The organism is Pseudomonas sp. GW823-FHT04A03 (assembly GCF_058796615.1).
On record NZ_JBXAIV010000004.1, the window covers coordinates 164,416 to 182,386 of the forward strand.

General features: G+C 61.8%; 13 protein-coding genes. 2 read left to right on the forward strand and 11 right to left on the reverse strand.

From position 1 onward, the window contains the following. The first annotated feature begins 201 nt into the window (after nt 1-201). Both AC1Q9F_RS13415 and AC1Q9F_RS13420 read left to right on the forward strand, forming a co-directional pair. The gene (locus AC1Q9F_RS13415; RefSeq protein ID WP_492620127.1) at nt 202-789 is read left to right on the forward strand and encodes a cytokinin riboside 5'-monophosphate phosphoribohydrolase; all 588 of its coding nucleotides are present in this window, start codon (nt 202-204) and stop codon (nt 787-789) included. A gap of 68 nt (nt 790-857) precedes the next feature. Then, a complete protein-coding gene (locus AC1Q9F_RS13420) occupies nt 858-1,037 on the forward strand; it encodes a hypothetical protein (RefSeq protein WP_007950694.1) in 180 nt (59 codons plus the stop codon). 128 nt (nt 1,038-1,165) lie between these two features. Here the strand turns inward: AC1Q9F_RS13420 and AC1Q9F_RS13425 are convergent, their stop codons facing one another. From AC1Q9F_RS13425 to rnr, 11 genes are all read right to left on the reverse strand, one after another. Further along, nucleotides 1,166-2,059: a transglutaminase family protein gene (locus tag AC1Q9F_RS13425; protein WP_492620126.1), complete on the reverse strand. Its 894-nt coding sequence runs from the start codon at nt 2,057-2,059 to the stop codon at nt 1,166-1,168. Further along, a complete protein-coding gene (locus AC1Q9F_RS13430; protein WP_492620125.1) occupies nt 2,059-4,545 on the reverse strand; it encodes a circularly permuted type 2 ATP-grasp protein in 2,487 nt (828 codons plus the stop codon). The genes AC1Q9F_RS13425 and AC1Q9F_RS13430 overlap by 1 nt, the downstream gene beginning before the upstream one ends. An 88-nt stretch (nt 4,546-4,633) precedes the next feature. Beyond that, entirely contained in the window at nt 4,634-7,909 is a 3,276-nt protein-coding gene (locus AC1Q9F_RS13435; protein ID WP_492620124.1) for a transglutaminase family protein, read from the reverse strand. 211 nt (nt 7,910-8,120) lie between these two features. Next, nucleotides 8,121-10,424, reverse strand: a complete 2,304-nt coding sequence (locus AC1Q9F_RS13440) for a YgiQ family radical SAM protein (protein WP_007950699.1) — start codon at nt 10,422-10,424, stop codon at nt 8,121-8,123. 112 nt (nt 10,425-10,536) lie between these two features. Continuing rightward, nucleotides 10,537-11,934, reverse strand: a complete 1,398-nt coding sequence (gene dnaB / locus AC1Q9F_RS13445; protein WP_007950700.1) for a replicative DNA helicase — start codon at nt 11,932-11,934, stop codon at nt 10,537-10,539. A gap of 120 nt (nt 11,935-12,054) precedes the next feature. After that, nucleotides 12,055-12,501, reverse strand: a complete 447-nt coding sequence (gene rplI, locus AC1Q9F_RS13450; RefSeq protein WP_003186385.1) for a 50S ribosomal protein L9 — start codon at nt 12,499-12,501, stop codon at nt 12,055-12,057. Nucleotides 12,502-12,520: 19 nt separating this feature from the next. After that, a complete protein-coding gene (locus AC1Q9F_RS13455; protein ID WP_207984863.1) occupies nt 12,521-13,411 on the reverse strand; it encodes a YybS family protein in 891 nt (296 codons plus the stop codon). Between the two features lie 36 nt (nt 13,412-13,447). Continuing rightward, nucleotides 13,448-13,678, reverse strand: a complete 231-nt coding sequence (gene rpsR / locus AC1Q9F_RS13460) for a 30S ribosomal protein S18 (RefSeq protein ID WP_002551829.1) — start codon at nt 13,676-13,678, stop codon at nt 13,448-13,450. A gap of 28 nt (nt 13,679-13,706) precedes the next feature. Further along, nucleotides 13,707-14,135 (reverse strand): 30S ribosomal protein S6, encoded by a 429-nt coding sequence (rpsF, locus tag AC1Q9F_RS13465; RefSeq protein WP_007950702.1) that lies wholly within the window; start codon nt 14,133-14,135, stop codon nt 13,707-13,709. Nucleotides 14,136-14,444: 309 nt separating this feature from the next. Beyond that, on the reverse strand, nt 14,445-15,212 hold the full coding sequence (gene rlmB, locus AC1Q9F_RS13470; RefSeq protein ID WP_207984862.1) for a 23S rRNA (guanosine(2251)-2'-O)-methyltransferase RlmB: 768 nt from the start codon (nt 15,210-15,212) through the stop codon (nt 14,445-14,447). Then, the gene (rnr, locus tag AC1Q9F_RS13475) at nt 15,209-17,839 is read right to left on the reverse strand and encodes a ribonuclease R (protein WP_207984861.1); all 2,631 of its coding nucleotides are present in this window, start codon (nt 17,837-17,839) and stop codon (nt 15,209-15,211) included. The genes rlmB and rnr overlap by 4 nt, the downstream gene beginning before the upstream one ends. Nucleotides 17,840-17,971 lie beyond the last annotated feature (132 nt).

The window sequence follows — 17,971 nt, forward strand, 5'->3', positions numbered from 1 at the left end:
ACGTTTGGCCGGGCCGTATCTTCAGGGCTCAACACTCATCTGGAGCATCCGTCATGTCCTTCAACAGCCTGTTGTGCAGTCTGCTCGCCGCCTACGCCTGTGGTGCCAGCGGCACCTATGAAACCCCGAAACGCGAAGTCTAGCCCTTGGATCAAGGCGTGCCAGCCATTACCCTGTGACCGATTGACCCAGGAGGAAGGCATGTCTCTCACATCCGTTTGTGTATTTTGCGGTGCCAACGCCGGCACCACCCCGGCGTACACCGAAGCCGCGATCGCCCTCGGTACAGCTCTCGCCGAGCGTAAGCTGACGCTGGTCTACGGCGGCGGCGCCGTCGGCCTGATGGGGATTGTCGCCGACGCCGCGCTGGCGGCCGGTGGCGAAGTGATCGGCATCATCCCGCAGAGCCTGATGGACAAGGAAATCGGTCACAAGAGCCTGACGCGTCTGGAAGTGGTCGACGGCATGCACGCCCGCAAGGCGCGGATGGCCGAACTCAGCGATGCGTTCATTGCCCTGCCCGGTGGCCTCGGCACGCTGGAGGAGTTGTTCGAAGTCTGGACCTGGGGCCAGCTCGGCTACCACGGCAAGCCGCTCGGCTTGCTGGAAGTGAACGGTTTCTACAGCAAACTCACTGCATTTCTCGATCACATCGTCGGCGAAGGCTTCGTTCGCGCACCGCACCGTGACATGCTGCAAGTGAGTGAATCGCCGCAAACGCTGCTCGAAGCCCTCGACCACTGGAAGCCCACCGTCACGCCCAAATGGGTCGAACAGAAACCCGGTTAACCGTCGGGCACCGATACAGGGCAGAATACGCGCCGCTCAACCTCACCTTCGACCCCAGAGGATCGCCCATGGCCAAACCCAATTACTCCTTCGCCAAACGTCAACGTGACCTGGCCAAGGAACAGAAGAAAGAGGAAAAGCTTCAGCGCAAGAAACAGATGGCTGAAGAAGCTGCACTGAACCCTGACGGTGAAGTGGCGACCGATGATGATGTTGAGGCACCGAAAGACCAGGCACCCGACGCCTGAGCAACACAGCAAGACCACTGAACACAATCCCTGTGGGAGCGAGCTTGCTCGCGATGAGGGCGGCACATCTGAAATGGATGTGACTGACCCACTGTCATCGCGAGCAGGCTCGCTCCCACATTTGTTTTTTATTCCTCCAGCGGCATCACCGTGACCCGCACCTCCGGATCATGGCTCCCTCCCCCCAGAATCACCCCGCGCAACGGCGAGACATCGGAGAAATCCCGGCCCCAGGCCAGGGTGATGTGCTCCAGCGCCGGCTGCACATTGTTTGTCGGATCGAAATCCACCCAGCCCAGCACCGGGCAAAACACCGAAACCCAGGCATGGGACGCATCGGCGCCGATCAACCGTGGCTGCCCCGGTGGCGGCTGAGTCAGGAGGTAGCCGCTGACGTAACGCGCCGCCAACCCGCGTGATCGCACACAGGCGAGCATCAGGTGCGCGAAGTCCTGACAGACCCCGCGCCGACGCTCCAGCACTTCCACCAGCGGTGTCGCGACTTGCGTCGCTTCGGCGTCGAAGGTGAATTCGCTGAAGATCCTCTGCATCAGTGCCTGCACACCCAGCATCAACGGTCTGCCGGCCGGGAAACAGCTCTCCGAGAACTCGACGAAACTGCGTTTCAGATGCACGTAAGGCGACTGGAATCGATAGCGACAGGCTTCCAGCAACGAGGCGGACAACGGCTGGCTGCTGTAAGTCAGCGCGTTGCGCGTCAGTTCCCAGGCCGGTGACTGATGGAAATCCACCACAGGTCGCGCCAGCACTTCGACCGTCAGCCGTGCGTTGACCTGCAATTCATCGTGGGGCCGTTCGAAAGCCAGGCGAGTCAGCGGATTGCCGAACACATCCTGCTCGTCACGGCGGGTGGTCGGCTCCGGACTGATCAGCAGTTGCTGTTCGGTGCAGCGCTGCCACTCGCATTCGCGCGGCCATAGGTGCGCCAATTGCTGGGCCAGGGACACCGGGCTGTCGTAGCGATAGCAGGTGTCGTGAAGGATCTGGTAATGGGCGCTCATCAGACGGACACCGTGCGCTGGCTGACATCATCGACATGGGCGAAATGGCGCAGGGCCAGACGATCCGACACCTGACTGCTGGCGTCGGCGATTTCCTGCAGCAGATCCGCCAGACCGTCGAGGGCCGCGCGTACGCTGGATTCGCCGAACAGCGGATTCTCCAGACAGCTCAGGTCGAAACACGCCAGACGCTCGACCAGCGGCGGCAACCCCGCCTCCCTCGGCACACCGAAATCATCATTCAGACGCTTCAGGGTGCGAGTTACCAGTTTCAACTGGAACAGCACCGCATGGGGGTTCTGCTCATCCAGCAGCAACAGGTCGAGCACCGGAATCAACTGCGCCACCGCCAGATAACGCGAGCGATAGGTGATGCTGCTGTTGCCCAGTTCCAGCAACCACTCAAGCCCCGCCTGATCGAACGCCCCGGCGCCGCGCAGGAAACCCGCGAGACTGCTGCTGAGAAATTGCAGGCGCTCGATCCGCCGACCGATCATCAGGAAACGCCAGCCTTCGTCGCGGGTCATGTCGTCGAGGGCAAACCCGGACAGCGCCGCCAGCGACATCACCAACCGATTGAGAAAATCCAGCAGCTCGCCGAAATCCGGTTCGTCGGTGTCCAGCTCCGAAGCCTCGCGTTGCAGCTCCACCAGCGCCTGCCAGTTTTCCCGGGACAGCTTGCCGCGCACTTGCGATGCCGCCCACTGCAAGCGTTGCAGGTTGGAACGAAGACTGAACGACCAGTCCTCACCAAGCAAAGCCGCGAGCAAGCGCTCCGGCAGCTCGCCTTCGTCCGGCAGCAGCATCAGTCGCTCGCCCAGATCCACGGCGGCCTGCAAGGCTTGCGGGTCATCACCGTCGACGTAACGCGCGAGCATGATCCGCAGCAGCCGCGCGCTGTCGTCGCAGCGCTCGCAGTAACGGCCGAACCAGAACAGGTTTTCCACCACCCGCGACGGCAGGTACGGATCGCGTCGCACCAGATCAGGCACGCCGATGTTGCGCTGGGCCTTCCACTGCTCACCGCTCGGCGGCCGGTCTCCCAGCACCCAGGTGTCCTTGCTCGCACCACCGCGCTGCATCGACACCACTTCGGCATCGGCGTCGGCCGCGACCCGGGTCAGGCCACCGGGCAGCACCCGATAACCGTCGTGACTGGCCACCGCGTACATGCGCATGCCGATTGCCCGGGGTTGCAGTTGCCCGTCCTCGGGCTGCCAGATCGGCGCCTGGGACAGCTGGGCAAGTTCTTGCGCGACATACGCATAAGGGCGGGCCTGCATGCGCGCAGCAAGACTTTCACGCTGTTTTTCGCTCAGATCCCGACCAAATACCGGCGCAAAACTTTGCGACGGGAACGCCGGTTTGATCAACAGCTCCGGCAGTTTCTCCAGGGCCTGTGCCAGCACCGGCGCTTCGCCGCACCACCAGGTGGCAATGGACGGCAGGATCAGGTCTTCGCCGAACAGGTACTGATTGATCTTTGGCAGGAAACCCAGCAGCCCCGGTGACTCCAGCACGCCGCTGCCTAGGGCGTTGGCCACCAGCACCCGGCCCTGACGCACCGCCTCCAGCAATCCCGGCACGCCGAGCGCCGAGTCCGTGCGCAATTCCAGCGGATCGCAGAAGTCATCGTCGAGCCGGCGCATGATCGCGTGCACCCGGCGCAGGCCGCTGAGGGTTTTCAGGTAGACCGTGGCATCACGCACCGTCAGGTCACCGCCCTCCACCAGTGGATAACCGAGCTGACGCGCCAGATAAAGATGTTCGAAATAGCTTTCGTTGAATCGCCCCGGGGTCAGCAACACCACCAGCGGTGCGTCATCGTCGCAGGGGGCCTGACGGACCAGGGTTTCCTGCAACGTGCGGAAGAAGCCGGCCAGGTGCTGCACTTTCAGATCCCGATACAACTCGGGGAAGGCGCGGGACACGATGGTGCGGTTTTCCAGCGCGTAACCGGCGCCCGATGGCGCCTGGGTACGATCCGCCGTCACCCACCAGCGCCCGTCCGGCGTGCGCGCCAGATCCACGGCATACAGATGCAGAAAGGCCCCGTCCGGCGGCGCAATGCCCTGACAGGGCCAGAGGAAGTTGTTGTGGCCGAACACCAGCTCCGCTGGCAGCAGCCCTTCGCTGATCAGCCGCTGCGGGCCGTACAGGTCCGCCAGCACCGCATTGAGCAAACGTGCACGCTGGGCGATTCCGGCCGACAGTTGCTGCCACTCATCGGCGGCGATCACATGGGGCAGCAGATCCAGCTCCCACGGACGATCCGCGCCCTTGGGATCGGCATAGACATTGTAGGTGACGCCGTTTTCCTGAATCTGCCGGGTCAGCAACGCCTGACGCTGCACCAGTTGCGCCGGGGTGCTGCGCTGCAATTGGTCGACCAGTCGCCGCCAGTGCGGGCGCACCGCCCCGCCGGCGTCGAGCAGTTCGTGGTAAGTACCCGCCGTCTGCGGGTAGCGGTCAAGCAGGTCAGGCATGGAAAGCTCGGCAGCCAGCAAGGAACGGTCAGACTAACGCACGCACATGACGCCCGGATATACGAAAAATCCGGGCGTCGCGTACGACCTAAAAGCGTCGCAAATCGAGAGTCATCGGCAGTTCGTCGTTCGTTTCGACATTGGGTATAGGAAGTTTCCCCGGCGTGTGTCCGATGCGGAAGAAACGCGCCATGCGCCGGCTCTCCGCTTCGTTGGCATTGACCGGCAGCGTTTCGTAATTGCGCCCGCCCGGATGCGCGACGTGGTACTGGCAACCGCCCAGCGAGCGCTGCATCCAGGTGTCGAGCAGGTCGAACACCAGCGGCGCGTGCACCGGGATCGTCGGTTGCAGGCAATTGGCTGGTTGCCACGCACGGAAACGCACCCCGGCGACAAACTCGCCCACCCGCCCGCTCGGTTGCAACGGCATCGGGATGCCATTGCAGGTCAGCAAGTACCGCTGCGGCGGCAGCCCCGTAAGCTTGACCTGCAGGCGCTCCAGCGATGAATCGACGTAACGCACCGTACCGCCCGCCGCGCCCTCCTCGCCCAGCACATGCCAGGGTTCAAGTGCCTGACGCAATTCCAGTTCGATACCGTTGACGGCGTAATCGCCAACCTTGGGGAAACGAAACTCAAAGTGCGCCGCGAACCATTCGGCGCGCAGGGGATAACCGGCATTGTTGAGTTCGACGATGACGTCGGCGAAGTCCTGCTCGATGAAATGCGGCAACAGGAAGCGGTCATGCAGCTCCGTGCCCCAGCGTACCAGTTTCGGCGGCGCATAAGGCTCGCGCCAGAACCGCGCCACCAGCGCCCGCAACAACAGCTGCTGAGCCAGGCTCATGCGCGCATGGGGCGGCATCTCGAACGCACGCAACTCCAACAGACCGAGGCGTCCGGTGGCGCCGTCCGGTGAATACAGTTTGTCGATGCAGAACTCGGCGCGATGGGTGTTGCCAGTGACGTCGATCAGCAGATTGCGCAAGAGTCGATCCACCAGCCACGGCGGGCATTCCTCTCCCGGCGCCGGCATCTGCGCGAAAGCGATTTCCAGTTCGTACAACGCATCGTTGCGCGCTTCATCGACTCGTGGCGCCTGAGAAGTCGGGCCGATGAACAGACCGGAAAACAGGTAGGACAGCGACGGGTGGTTGTGCCAGTAGCTGATCAGGCTGCGCAGCAGGTCCGGACGGCGCAGAAACGGTGAATCGCCCGGTGTCGCGCCGCCGAGGACGAAATGGTTGCCGCCGCCGGTTCCGGTGTGTCGACCGTCGACCATGAATTTCTCGGTGGACAGTCGGGTCTGGCGCGCTTCTTCGTATAGAAATTCGGTGCGCTCGACCAACTCGTCCCACGTCGCGGACGGCTGCACGTTGACCTCTATAACGCCGGGATCCGGGGTGATGCGGAAATTGCTCAGGCGCGGATCGCTCGGCGGCTCGTAGCCTTCCAGCAATACCGGGCAATGAAGCTCCTCGGCGGTGGCTTCGATGGCGGCCACCAGCTCCAGATAATCCTCGACCCGCTCCAGCGGCGGCATGAACAGGTACAACCGGCCTTCCCGGGCCTCGGCGCAGAACGCAGTGCGGGTCAGCCAGTCGGCGGACTCGTCGATTTTCGGCACACGATCGTCCGCCGGAGCGGGCTCGCCGTGTTCGTTGAGCTGCGATGTTTCGGGCAGTTCGGGGAAGTCCTGATTCGGATCGTTCGGATGAATGAACGGATACTCCGCCGCCTTCACCCAGGGCTGCGAGCCCAATGGAAGGCGATAGCCGAGCGGTGAATCTCCCGGCACCAACCGGCAATGCTCATCGCGCAGATACCAGCGCCCGCTCTGCCATTGATCGCCCTTGGCGGTGCGCGCCAGCGGCAGCACCTGGCCGATGACCTTGTCCAGCCCCTGACTGAACACCTTGCGCAGCCGCGCACGTTCCAGTGGCTCCTCCAGACGCGAGTCTTCGGCGCTGACGTTGCTCGGCAAGGCGCCCTCGCGCCAGAGGTAATAGAAATGGTCTTCGTAGGCCGGGAAGACGAAGCGTGTCGGCAGTTTCAGGCGTTCGGCGACACTCGCCAGAAAGCGCCCGGCCAGTTCACCCGTGGCGCCGTAATCCTGCTGTTCATCGGCAATCAATGCGTTGTTGTGCCAGATCGGCACGCCGTCGCGGCGCCAGTAGCAATTCAGCGACCAGCGCGGCAGTTGCTCACCCGGATACCACTTGCCCTGGCCGAAATGCACCAGCCCTTTGGGCGCGTAATGCTTGCGCATGCGCTGGAACAGTTCGGCGGAGAGCCGGCGCTTGTCCGGGCCCAGCGCGGCGGTGTTCCACTCGGCACCGTCGGGGTCGTCGATGGACACGAAGGTCGGCTCGCCGCCCATGGTCAGACGCACATCGCCTTCCAGCAGATCGGCATCGATCTGCCGGCCCAGCGCCTGGATCGCCAGCCATTGCTCATCGGTGTAGGGCTTGGTGACCCGCGGCGCTTCCCAGATCCGCTCCACGGACATTTCGTGGCTGAACTCGCATTCGCAAGGCTCCACCAGACCACTGATCGGCGCCGCCGAGGACGGATCAGGGCTACAAGCCAACGGGATATGCCCTTCACCGGCGAACAACCCCGACGTCGCATCAAGGCCAATCCAGCCGGCGCCGGGCAGATACACCTCGCACCAGGCGTGCAGGTCGGTGAAGTCCACTTCGGTGCCGGATGGGCCGTCGAGGCTTTTCACGTCGGCGGTCAGTTGAATCAGGTAACCGGAGACGAAACGCGCCGCCAGCCCGAGGTTGCGCAGCAGTTGCACCAGCAGCCATGCCGAATCGCGGCAGGAACCGGAGGCATGTTCGAGGGTGTGTTCCGGGGTCTGTACGCCCGGCTCCATGCGAATCAGGTAATTGATGTCTTCGCTCAGACGCTGGTTGAGCGCCACCAGGAAGTCCACGGCCGGCAACGGCGTGCGGTCGATGGCGTCCAGATAGGCCTTGAATTTCGGCGTCAGCGGCAGGGTTTCGAGGTACGGCGCCAGCTCCTTGCGTTCATCGGCGGCATAGGCGAAGGGGATTTTCTCGGCATAGGGCTCGAGGAAAAAGTCGAACGGGTTGAACACCGCCATCTCGGCCAGCAGGTCGACCTCGATCCGCAGTTCGGCGGTTTTCTCGGGGAACACCAGCCGTGCGAGGTAGTTACCCTGAGGGTCCTGCTGCCAGTTGATGAAGTGCTGCTCGGGCGAGACTTTCAGCGAATAGGACAGAATCCGCGTGCGGCTGTGGGCAGCCGGGCGCAGACGCACGATCTGCGGGCCGAGTTCGACAGCGCGGTCGTAGCGGTAATGCGTGACGTGATGCAATGCGACATGAATCGACACGGCGTGCCTCCTGCGAGCCCAAGCGTATTCGAAAGCGCGCAAGACTTATGCCATGCAGAGGCTTGGGCGCTTTCCCGGAATGCTTAGGGCAGTACAGCACCAAAATCGGGCGATGCGGTGAAATGGTTTGGCACAGTTGCACGCAAATGTTGCGAGGCACAACGCAAAACGCCAACCCGAAGGTTGGCGTTCTGTTCAGCTCAAGTGCGTTTCAGCGCGGTACGACCGGTTTGCGTGCCGGCTTCGGCCCTTTGCCTTTCGCCGCTTCCTTGCGCTCCTTGGCGGCCTGCTGGTTGCGGGCGAATGCCGCGGCCTTGGCCTGTTCACGCTTGTCCCACGGATTGCCGCCGTCGCTGGCGCGCGGTGGCAGACCGGTGTGCTGGGTGAGGATCTTTGTGGTCTTCTCTTTCGCGACCTTGTGGCTGCCGGCCGGTGTCGAGTTCTTGCGACGGGCACTCTGGTAGCTGTCGGTGGCCGGCTGATGCAGCGGGATCAACTGGTTCTTGCCCGGCCCGATCAGGTCGGCGCGGCCCATGCGGGTCAGCGCTTCACGCAGCATCGGCCAGCCCTTCGGGTCGTGATAACGCAGGAACGCCTTGTGCAGACGACGCTGCTCTTCGCTCTTGACGATGGTCACGCCGTCGCTCTTGTAGGTGACCTTGCGCAGCGGGTTCTTGCCCGAGTGGTACATCGCGGTAGCGGTGGCCATCGGCGACGGATAGAACGCCTGCACCTGGTCGGCCCGGAAGCCGTTGCCCTTGAGCCACAGGGCCAGGTTCATCATGTCTTCGTCAGTGGTGCCCGGGTGCGCGGCGATGAAGTACGGAATCAGGTACTGCTCTTTCCCGGCTTCCTTGGTGTACTTCTCGAACATGCGCTTGAAGCGATCGTAGGTGCCGATCCCCGGTTTCATCATCTGGTTGAGCGGACCTTCCTCGGTGTGTTCCGGGGCGATCTTCAGGTAACCACCGACGTGGTGGGTCACCAGCTCCTTGACGTACTCCGGCGACTCGACCGCGAGGTCGTAACGCAGGCCGGAGGCGATCAGGATCTTCTTCACACCCGGCAACGCACGGGCACTGCGGTACAGCTGAATCAGCGACGAGTGGTCGGTGTTCAGGTTCGGGCAGATGCCCGGGAACACGCAGGACGGCTTGCGGCACGCGGATTCGATTTCCGGGCTCTTGCAGGCGATGCGGTACATGTTCGCGGTAGGGCCGCCGAGGTCGGAAATGACGCCGGTGAAACCCGGCACCTTGTCGCGGATCTCTTCGATTTCGCGAATGATCGACTCTTCGGAACGGTTCTGGATGATCCGGCCTTCGTGCTCGGTGATCGAGCAGAAGGTGCAGCCACCGAAGCAGCCACGCATGATGTTCACCGAGAAACGGATCATGTCGTAGGCCGGGATCTTTTCCTTGCCGTACGCAGGGTGCGGAACACGTGCGTAAGGCATGCCGAACACGTAGTCCATTTCTTCAGTGGTCATCGGAATCGGCGGCGGGTTGAACCAGACGTCGATCTCGCCATGCTTCTGCACCAGCGCACGGGCGTTGCCCGGGTTGGTTTCCAGGTGCAGCACGCGGTTGGCGTGGGCGTACAGGACCGGGTCGTTACGCACCTTTTCCATCGACGGCAGGCGGATCACGGTCTTGTCGCGGGTCATTTTCGGGCTGGCCAGGATCTGCACGACCTTGGCTTCTTCCGGATCTTCAACCGGCCCCTTCTCCTGCTCGATCGCGCAAGCCTGAGTGTCCTGGGTGTTGACGTACGGGTTGATGATCTTGTCGATCTTGCCCGGACGGTCGATGCGCGTGGAGTCGACTTCGTACCAGCCCGCCGGCGTGTCGCGACGGATGAACGCGGTGCCGCGCACATCGGTGATGTCTTCGATCTTGTGACCGTAGGACAGACGCTGGGCGACTTCGACAATCGCCCGCTCGGCGTTGCCGTACAGCAGGATGTCGGCGCTGGCGTCGATCAGGATCGAGTTGCGCACGCGATCCTGCCAGTAGTCGTAGTGGGCGATACGGCGCAGGGAGGCTTCGATGCCGCCGAGCACGATCGGCACATGCTTGTAGGCTTCCTTGCAGCGCTGGCTGTAAACCAGGCTCGCGCGGTCCGGACGTTTGCCGGCCATGCCGCCCGGGGTGTAGGCGTCGTCGGAACGGATTTTCTTGTCCGCGGTGTAGCGGTTGATCATCGAGTCCATGTTGCCGGCCGCGACGCCGAAGAACAGGTTCGGCTCGCCGAGCTTCATGAAGTCGTCTTTGGACTGCCAGTTAGGCTGCGCGATGATCCCGACGCGGAAGCCTTGCGACTCCAGCAGCCGGCCGATGATCGCCATGCCGAACGACGGGTGATCGACGTAGGCATCTCCCGTAACAATGATGATGTCGCAGGAATCCCAGCCAAGCTGATCCATCTCCTCCCTGCTCATCGGCAGGAATGGCGCCGGCCCGAAACATTCGGCCCAGTATTTTGGATAGTCAAATAACGGCTTGGCTGCTTGCATGTCGATGACCGGTGTTGAGGTGCAAAATCGCGGGCGCGGAATATAGCACAAAAAATGACCAATTCCGACGGCTGCGGTCGGAAATATCAGGGGCTTTCAGATGACGACAGACTTACTCGTCGTCGTCGAAGTTATAGCTGCCCGGCGCGAGGTTTTCGAAGCGCGTGTACTTGCCGATGAAGGCCAGGCGGATGAAGCCGATCGGGCCGTTCCGCTGTTTGCCGATGATGATTTCGGCGATGCCTTTGTGCTCGGTTTCCGGGTGATAAACCTCGTCCCGGTATACGAACATGATCACGTCGGCGTCCTGCTCGATCGCTCCGGATTCCCGCAAGTCGGAGTTCACCGGGCGCTTGTTGGGACGTTGTTCCAGGGAGCGGTTGAGCTGCGACAGGGCGACTACCGGGCAGTTGAATTCCTTGGCCAGGGCTTTCAGGGATCGGGAGATCTCGGAAATCTCGTTGGTCCGGTTGTCACCGCTGGAGCCAGGGATCTGCATCAGCTGCAGGTAGTCGATCATGATCAGGCCGATGTCGCCGTGCTCGCGCACCAGACGCCGGGTCCGGGCACGCATTTCCGACGGGCTGATGCCGGCGGTGTCATCGATGAACAGCTTGCGGTCGTTGAGCAGGTTGACCGCCGAGGTCAGGCGCGGCCAGTCGTCGTCTTCCAGCTGGCCGGAACGCACCTTGGTCTGGTCGATACGACCGAGGGACGACAGCATACGCATGATCAGCGATTCGCCTGGCATCTCCAGGGAGTACACCAGCACCACCTTGTCGCTGCGCAGTACGGCGTTTTCCACCAGGTTCATCGCAAAGGTGGTCTTTCCCATCGACGGACGGCCGGCGACGATGATCAAGTCGGCCGGTTGCAGGCCACTGGTCTTCTCGTCGAGGTCGGTGTAGCCGGTGGACAGGCCGGTGATCGAGTCGGCGGTGTTGAACAGGGTGTCGATGCGGTCGATGGCCTTGGTCAGCAGGTCATTCACACCCACCGGGCCACCGGTTTTTGGTCGGGCCTCGGCAATTGCAAAGATCTGGCGCTCGGCTTCGTCGAGGATTTCCTCGGCGGTGCGGCCTTCGGGGTTGAAGGCGCTGTCGGCAATTTCGGTGCTGATACCGATCAACTGACGCAACGTCGCACGCTGGCGGACGATCTGCGCATAGGCCTTGATGTTGGCGACGGACGGCGTGTTTTTCGCCAGCTCGCCGAGGTAACCGAGACCGCCGACCTGCGAGGTCTGACCTTCCTTGTCCAGTTGCTCGGCAAGCGTCACGACGTCGATCGGCATGTTCTGATCGGCCAGTTTGGCGATCGCACGGAAAATCAGACGGTGGTCATGTCGGTAGAAATCGCCGTCGGAGACTTGATCGAGCACGCGTTCCCAGGCGTTGTTGTCCAGCATCAGACCACCGAGCACGGCCTGTTCGGCCTCGATGGAATGCGGCGGCACCTTCAGCGCGGCGGTTTGCAGATCGTATTGCTCGGGAGCGGAGATTTCGTTCATGGCCACTTTTTAATCAGGAAAAGCAGGGAGTGCAGAAAGACAAAGGGCACGACCTGTAAACAGGATCGTGCCCGATGTTAACCGCCTGACGGACAAGCCGCCAGTCGATCAGGGTGTTGCTTAAGCTGCTACCACGACAACGCGTACGGTGGCTTCAACTTCGGCGTGCAGGTGCACAGCCACGTCGAATTCACCCACGTTGCGGATGGTGCCGTTCGGCAGACGAACTTCGCTTTTCGCAACTTCAACGCCGGAGGCGGTCAGTGCGTCAGCGATGTCGTGAGTACCGATCGAACCGAACAGCTTGCCTTCGTCGCCAGCGGTGGCAGTGATGGTCACTTCCAGCTCGGCCAGTTGGGCAGCACGGCTTTCAGCCGATGCTTTACGGTCTGCGGCGGCTTTTTCCAGCTCAGCGCGACGCTCTTCGAACGCAGCCAGGTTGGCAGCGGTCGCAGCGGTGGCTTTGCCGAAAGGCAGCAGGTAGTTACGGCCGTAACCGGCCTTAACGTTTACTTTGTCGCCCAGGTTGCCCAGGTTGGCGATTTTTTCCAGAAGGATCAGTTGCATGTGGAAATCCTCTTAACTTTTAACCTTCACCGTTCGCGTTATCGGTGTCTTTCGACACCCGACCGCGAAAATCAATCAGGCTGTCGACAATGGCCAGAACCACGAGCAACGGATAGATCAGCTGCATGAACAGCAACAGCGTCACGTACAACCCCACCAGCCAGAAACCGGCCAGTCGCCTTTGCGCCACCAGCCCGTGAATCAGGGCCAGCCCGGCGAACACCAGCGGTACACTGCACAACGGCGTCAACATGGCCATCTGTGCACCGAGATTCGGGCCCAGAAGCATCAACGCCAGCAGTAACATCGCCGGCCCCAGCGGGATCCGGATGGCGCGAAACTCGCGACCAAAACCACCCGGGTTGTACAACAACGCCTGCCAGTAACGCCCGACAATCAGGCTCAGCACGCTGACGATCTGCAACAAGGCCGCAATCAGGCCGGTCAGGACCGGTGCGATCAGCGACGCGAAACGCGCCTGCTCGTCTACCGACAATTGTTGGTAGGCATCACCGAGGAGCAGCGGCATGACCTGTACAAGGTCCTGCGCCAGCTTCTCGATCTGGGGCGCGAAAGCCGCCCCGAGCACCACTGAAAACACCAGCCCCATGGCTACGCTGACCAGCAGCGTGCGAACCCAGGACTCGCTTGCGCGCAACACCAGCGCAAGCCCCGAAGACCCCAGCAGCACCAGAAGTGCCCGCGGGTCATCGAACTTGAGCCACCAGATCAACGCTGGCAGCAGTCCCAGAACCAGAACGCCAAGGGCGTCCGACAATCCGCGCCGCAGAAGCACCAGGCTCCCGGCGGCAGCACCCAACCAATACAACAACGGCAATGTTGCACACCCGGCCACTACGAGAGTGGCCTGCATACGGCCGCGCATGATGAACTCAGCTAAGGCACGCATGCATTCAATCCTTTGCTACCTGTCGACTGCCCGGTCTCAGCGGCCGTGGCTGTCGGTGTAGGCCAGCAGGGCCAGGAAGCGGGCGCGCTTGATAGCGGTGGCCAGCTGACGCTGATAACGAGCTTTGGTACCGGTGATGCGGCTTGGAACGATTTTGCCGGTCTCGGATACGTAGGCTTTCAGAGTGTTGAGATCTTTGTAATCGATCTCCTTCACGTCTTCAGCGGTGAAGCGGCAGAATTTACGACGACGGAAGAAACGTGCCATTTGATAGGCTCCTTAAAAGGTCCGTGGATTACTCGTCAGCGTTATCGCTGTTGTCGCTGTCGCTATCGCTGTCATCGCCATCGGCGCTGCCATCGTGCTCAGGACGTTCGCGACGCTCACGGCGCTCACTGCGGTTTTCTTCAGCCTTGAGCATCTCGGACTGGCCGGTAACGGCTTCGTCGCGACGGATGACCAGGTTACGGATCACAGCATCGTTGTAGCGGAAGTTGTCTTCCAGCTCGGCCAGGGCCTTGCCGGTGCACTCAACGTTCAGCATCACGTAGTGAGCCTTGTGAACATTGTTGATTGCGTAGGCCAGTTGACGACGGCCCCAGTCTTCCAGACGGTGGATTTTGCCGCCGTCTTCTTCGATCAGCTTGGTGTAACGCTCAACCATGCCGCCGACTTGCTCGCTCTGGTCAGGGTGGACCAGAAAGATGATTTCGTAATGACGCATGAATGCTCCTTACGGGTTGTAGCCTGCCGCTCAAAAACGGTCAGACAAGGAGTGAATGACACTTATGGACTTGCTGGCGCGGGGCACATGCATGCCTGCCGCCACAGCAAGGGGCGCAATTGTAGAGAAGGGACAGAAGAGGTGCAAGGCAATTGGTGATTATTTGAACAGTCACCGAAATTTTGCCCCGCCATAAAACGCTGTGGGAGCGAGCTTGCTCGCGAAGGGGATACATCAGGCAACATTTTTGTCGACTGACACTCCGTTTTCGCGAGCAAGCCCGCTCCCACATTTGAATCGGCGTGAGGCTTAAGCCTTTTTGGCAGTCGCCTTGGCCTTGGCACCGCGCTGGCGCTGGGCCTCGAACAGGCACACGCCGGTCGCAACCGAGACGTTGAGACTGCTGACGCTACCGGCCATCGGCAGGTGCACCAGGTAATCGCAATGCTCGCGGGTCAGGCGACGCATGCCTTTGCCTTCGGCGCCCATGATCAGGATGGTCGGGCCGGTCAGGTCCTGGTCATAGATGCTGACCTCGGCCTCACCCGCTGTGCCGACAATCCACAACCCGCGCTGCTGGAGTTTTTCCAAGGTACGCGCAAGGTTGGTGACGGCCACCAGCGGAATTACTTCCGCCGCGCCGCAAGCCACTTTACGCACCACAGGGGTCAGGGTGGCCGACTTGTCTTTTGGCACGATGACCGCCAGCGCACCGGCAGCATCCGCCGAACGCAGGCAGGCGCCGAGGTTGTGCGGGTCGGTCACGCCGTCGAGCACCAACAGCAACGGTGCGCCTTCGGTGCGATCGAGCAGCTCGTCGAGCATCGCTTCGCCCCAGACCTGGCTCGGACTGACGTCCGCCACCACACCTTGGTGCACGCCTTCGACCCAGGCGTCCATTTCGCGGCGCTCGGCTTGACCGATCTGGACCCGGTTTTCGTTGGCCAGCTCGATCAGCGTCTGCACGCGCGGATCGTTGCGGCTTTCAGCCAGCCAGATCTGCTTGACGCGTTTAGGGTGGTGACGCAGCAACGCTTCTACCGCGTGAACGCCGTAGATTTTTTCCAACTGACTCATGACTTCGCCTTCGGTTTACGCGCCCCGCCACTTTTGGCTGGAGCGGAACCCGCTTTCGGCGGGCCTTTACGGTGTTTGCTCGGTTTGGCTGGCTTGCCGCCGGAGGCCTTTTCAGGCACCGACCGTCCGGTCTTTCCCCCGGACGCCGCTTTACCACCGTTTTTGGCGTCGGCCAGCAAGGCCTTCTTCATTTCACGGCTTTTGCGCAGCTCGGCGTTTTTCGCCACGGCGTCGCTCGGGCGATAAGCCTCGGCAACCTTTTCCTTGGCCGGACGACGGCTGGCGGTTTTCGCCGGAGCCTTTTCTTCCACAGCCTTGGCCGCTGGAGCGGTTGTTTCGGCGCCACGCTTCTTGCGGCCGATCGGCGCGCTGATGGTTTTTTCAGCCATCTCGAAGTCGATCTTGCGCTCGTCGAGATCGACGCGCATCACGCGCACTTCAACGGTATCGCCAAGACGGAAGCTGCGACCGGTGCGCTCGCCCGCCAGGCGGTGATGCACAGGGTCGAAGTGGTAGTAGTCGCCCGGCAGCGCCGTAACGTGCACCAGACCTTCGACGTAGATATCGGTCAGTTCGACGAACAGGCCGAAACCGGTCACGGCGGTGATCACGCCCGGGAACGATTCGCCCACGCGATCTTTCATGAACTCGCACTTGAGCCAGTTCACTACGTCGCGGGTCGCTTCGTCGGCACGGCGCTCGCTCATAGAGCACTGCTCGCCGAGTTGCTCCAGCGCTGCCTCGTCGTACGGATAGATGCGCGCCTTCGGAATGGTCATCGCACCGGCACGACGAACGTGCGGGGTGTCCTGTTTCGAATGGATCACGCTGCGGATCGCCCGGTGCGTGAGCAAGTCCGGGTAACGCCGGATCGGCGAGGTGAAGTGGGTATAGGCTTCGTAATTCAGGCCGAAGTGGCCTTCGTTCTGGGCGCTGTACACCGCCTGGCTCAGGGAGCGCAGCATCACGGTCTGGATCAGGTGGAAATCCGGACGGTCCTTGATGCTGGCCAACAGGGCCTGATAATCCTTCGGCGACGGACCATCCTTGCCTTTGTGCAGGGACAGGCCGAGCTCACCGAGGAACGCGCGCAGTTTTTCCAGACGCTCCGGCGGCGGGCCGTCGTGGACGCGGTACAGCGCAGGGATTTCGTGCTTCTTCAGGAATTCTGCGGTGGCCACGTTGGCCGCCAGCATGCATTCCTCAATCAGCTTGTGCGCATCGTTGCGGGTGGTCGGACGGATTTCGGCAATCTTGCGCTCGGAACCGAAGATGATCCGGGTTTCCTGCGTTTCGAAATCGATCGCGCCGCGCACGTGACGGGCTGCCAGCAATACCTTGTACAGCGCGTAGAGCTGTTTGAGGTGCGGCAAGACGTCGGTGTATTCACCGCGCAACTTGCGACCTTCGGTGGCTTTCGGCGTTTCCAGCATCGCGCTGACCTTGTTGTAGGTCAGACGGGCGTGGGAATGGATCACTGCTTCATAGAAGCAGTAGTCGGTCATTTCGCCGGACTTGGAGATGGTCATCTCGCAAACCATGGCCAGACGATCGACGTGCGGGTTCAGCGAGCACAGGCCGTTGGAGAGCTGCTCCGGCAGCATCGGCACCACGCGCTCGGGGAAGTACACCGAGTTGCCGCGCACCTGGGCTTCGTTATCCAACGCCGAACCGATCTTCACGTAGCTGGAAACGTCGGCAATCGCCACGTACAACTTCCAGCCGCCGGAGAACAGTCGCAGCTTGCCTGGCTTGGCTTCGCAGTAGACCGCGTCGTCGAAGTCGCGGGCATCTTCGCCGTCGATGGTGACGAACGGCAGATGGCGCAGGTCAACGCGCTTTTCTTTGTCTTTCTCTTCGACTTCCGGCTTGAGCTTGCCGGCTTCCTTCAGAACGGCTTCAGGCCAGACGTGCGGAATATCGTAGGTGCGCAGGGCAACATCGATTTCCATGCCCGGCGCCATGTAGTTGCCGACGACTTCGATAACATCGCCTTGCGGCTGGAAGCGCGGAGTCGGCCAGTGGGTGATTTTTACCTCGACGAACTGACCGATCTGGGCGTTGGCGTTGCGGCCCGGGGTGACCAGCACTTCCTGTTGGATCTTCGGGTTGTCCGCAACGACGAAGCCGATACCACCTTCTTCGAAGTAGCGGCCGACGATGCTTTCGTGGGCACGGGACACCACTTCGACGATCACGCCTTCGCGACGACCGCGACGGTCCAGGCCAGAGACACGGGCCAAGGCACGGTCGCCGTCGAACACCAGACGCATTTGCGCCGGGCTCATGAACAGGTCGTCGGAGCCGTCATCCGGCACCAGGAAACCGAAGCCGTCGCGGTGACCGCTGATGCGGCCGAGGATCAGGTCGAGCTTGTCCACCGGCGCATAGGTGCCACGGCGGGTGTAGATCAGTTGAGCGTCGCGCTCCATGGCGCGCAGGCGGCGGCGCAGGGCTTCGATCTGGTCTTCTGTGGTCAGACCAAACTCTTCGACCAGTTGCTCACGGGCAGCAGGCGAACCCCGATCAGCTAGGTGCTGAAGGATCAGTTCGCGGCTGGGAATAGGGTTTTCATATTTTTCCGCTTCACGAGCGGCCTCGGGATCGAGGGACTGCCAATCGGCCATTAGAGAGTTTTCACCTTGTCTATATGCGGGTTAGTTTGGCATAGGCGCCATCAAACGGGAAATTTCCGACTATATAAGACGCGTCTGGAGCCTTGTATCGACGCCTGGAGGGCGTTTTGAACACCGCTGGTA

Coding starts and splice junctions, on each gene's coding strand:
- rplI (WP_003186385.1), bottom strand. CDS start 12,501: ATGCAACTGATCCTTCTGGAAAAAATCGCCAACCTGGGCAACCTGGGC.
- AC1Q9F_RS13455 (WP_207984863.1), bottom strand. CDS start 13,411: ATGCGTGCCTTAGCTGAGTTCATCATGCGCGGCCGTATGCAGGCCACT.
- AC1Q9F_RS13430 (WP_492620125.1), bottom strand. CDS start 4,545: ATGCCTGACCTGCTTGACCGCTACCCGCAGACGGCGGGTACTTACCAC.
- dnaB (WP_007950700.1), bottom strand. CDS start 11,934: ATGAACGAAATCTCCGCTCCCGAGCAATACGATCTGCAAACCGCCGCG.
- rlmB (WP_207984862.1), bottom strand. CDS start 15,212: ATGAGTCAGTTGGAAAAAATCTACGGCGTTCACGCGGTAGAAGCGTTG.
- rpsF (WP_007950702.1), bottom strand. CDS start 14,135: ATGCGTCATTACGAAATCATCTTTCTGGTCCACCCTGACCAGAGCGAG.
- AC1Q9F_RS13425 (WP_492620126.1), bottom strand. CDS start 2,059: ATGAGCGCCCATTACCAGATCCTTCACGACACCTGCTATCGCTACGAC.
- AC1Q9F_RS13440 (WP_007950699.1), bottom strand. CDS start 10,424: ATGCAAGCAGCCAAGCCGTTATTTGACTATCCAAAATACTGGGCCGAA.
- rpsR (WP_002551829.1), bottom strand. CDS start 13,678: ATGGCACGTTTCTTCCGTCGTCGTAAATTCTGCCGCTTCACCGCTGAA.
- rnr (WP_207984861.1), bottom strand. CDS start 17,839: ATGGCCGATTGGCAGTCCCTCGATCCCGAGGCCGCTCGTGAAGCGGAA.
- AC1Q9F_RS13415 (WP_492620127.1), top strand. CDS start 202: ATGTCTCTCACATCCGTTTGTGTATTTTGCGGTGCCAACGCCGGCACC.
- AC1Q9F_RS13420 (WP_007950694.1), top strand. CDS start 858: ATGGCCAAACCCAATTACTCCTTCGCCAAACGTCAACGTGACCTGGCC.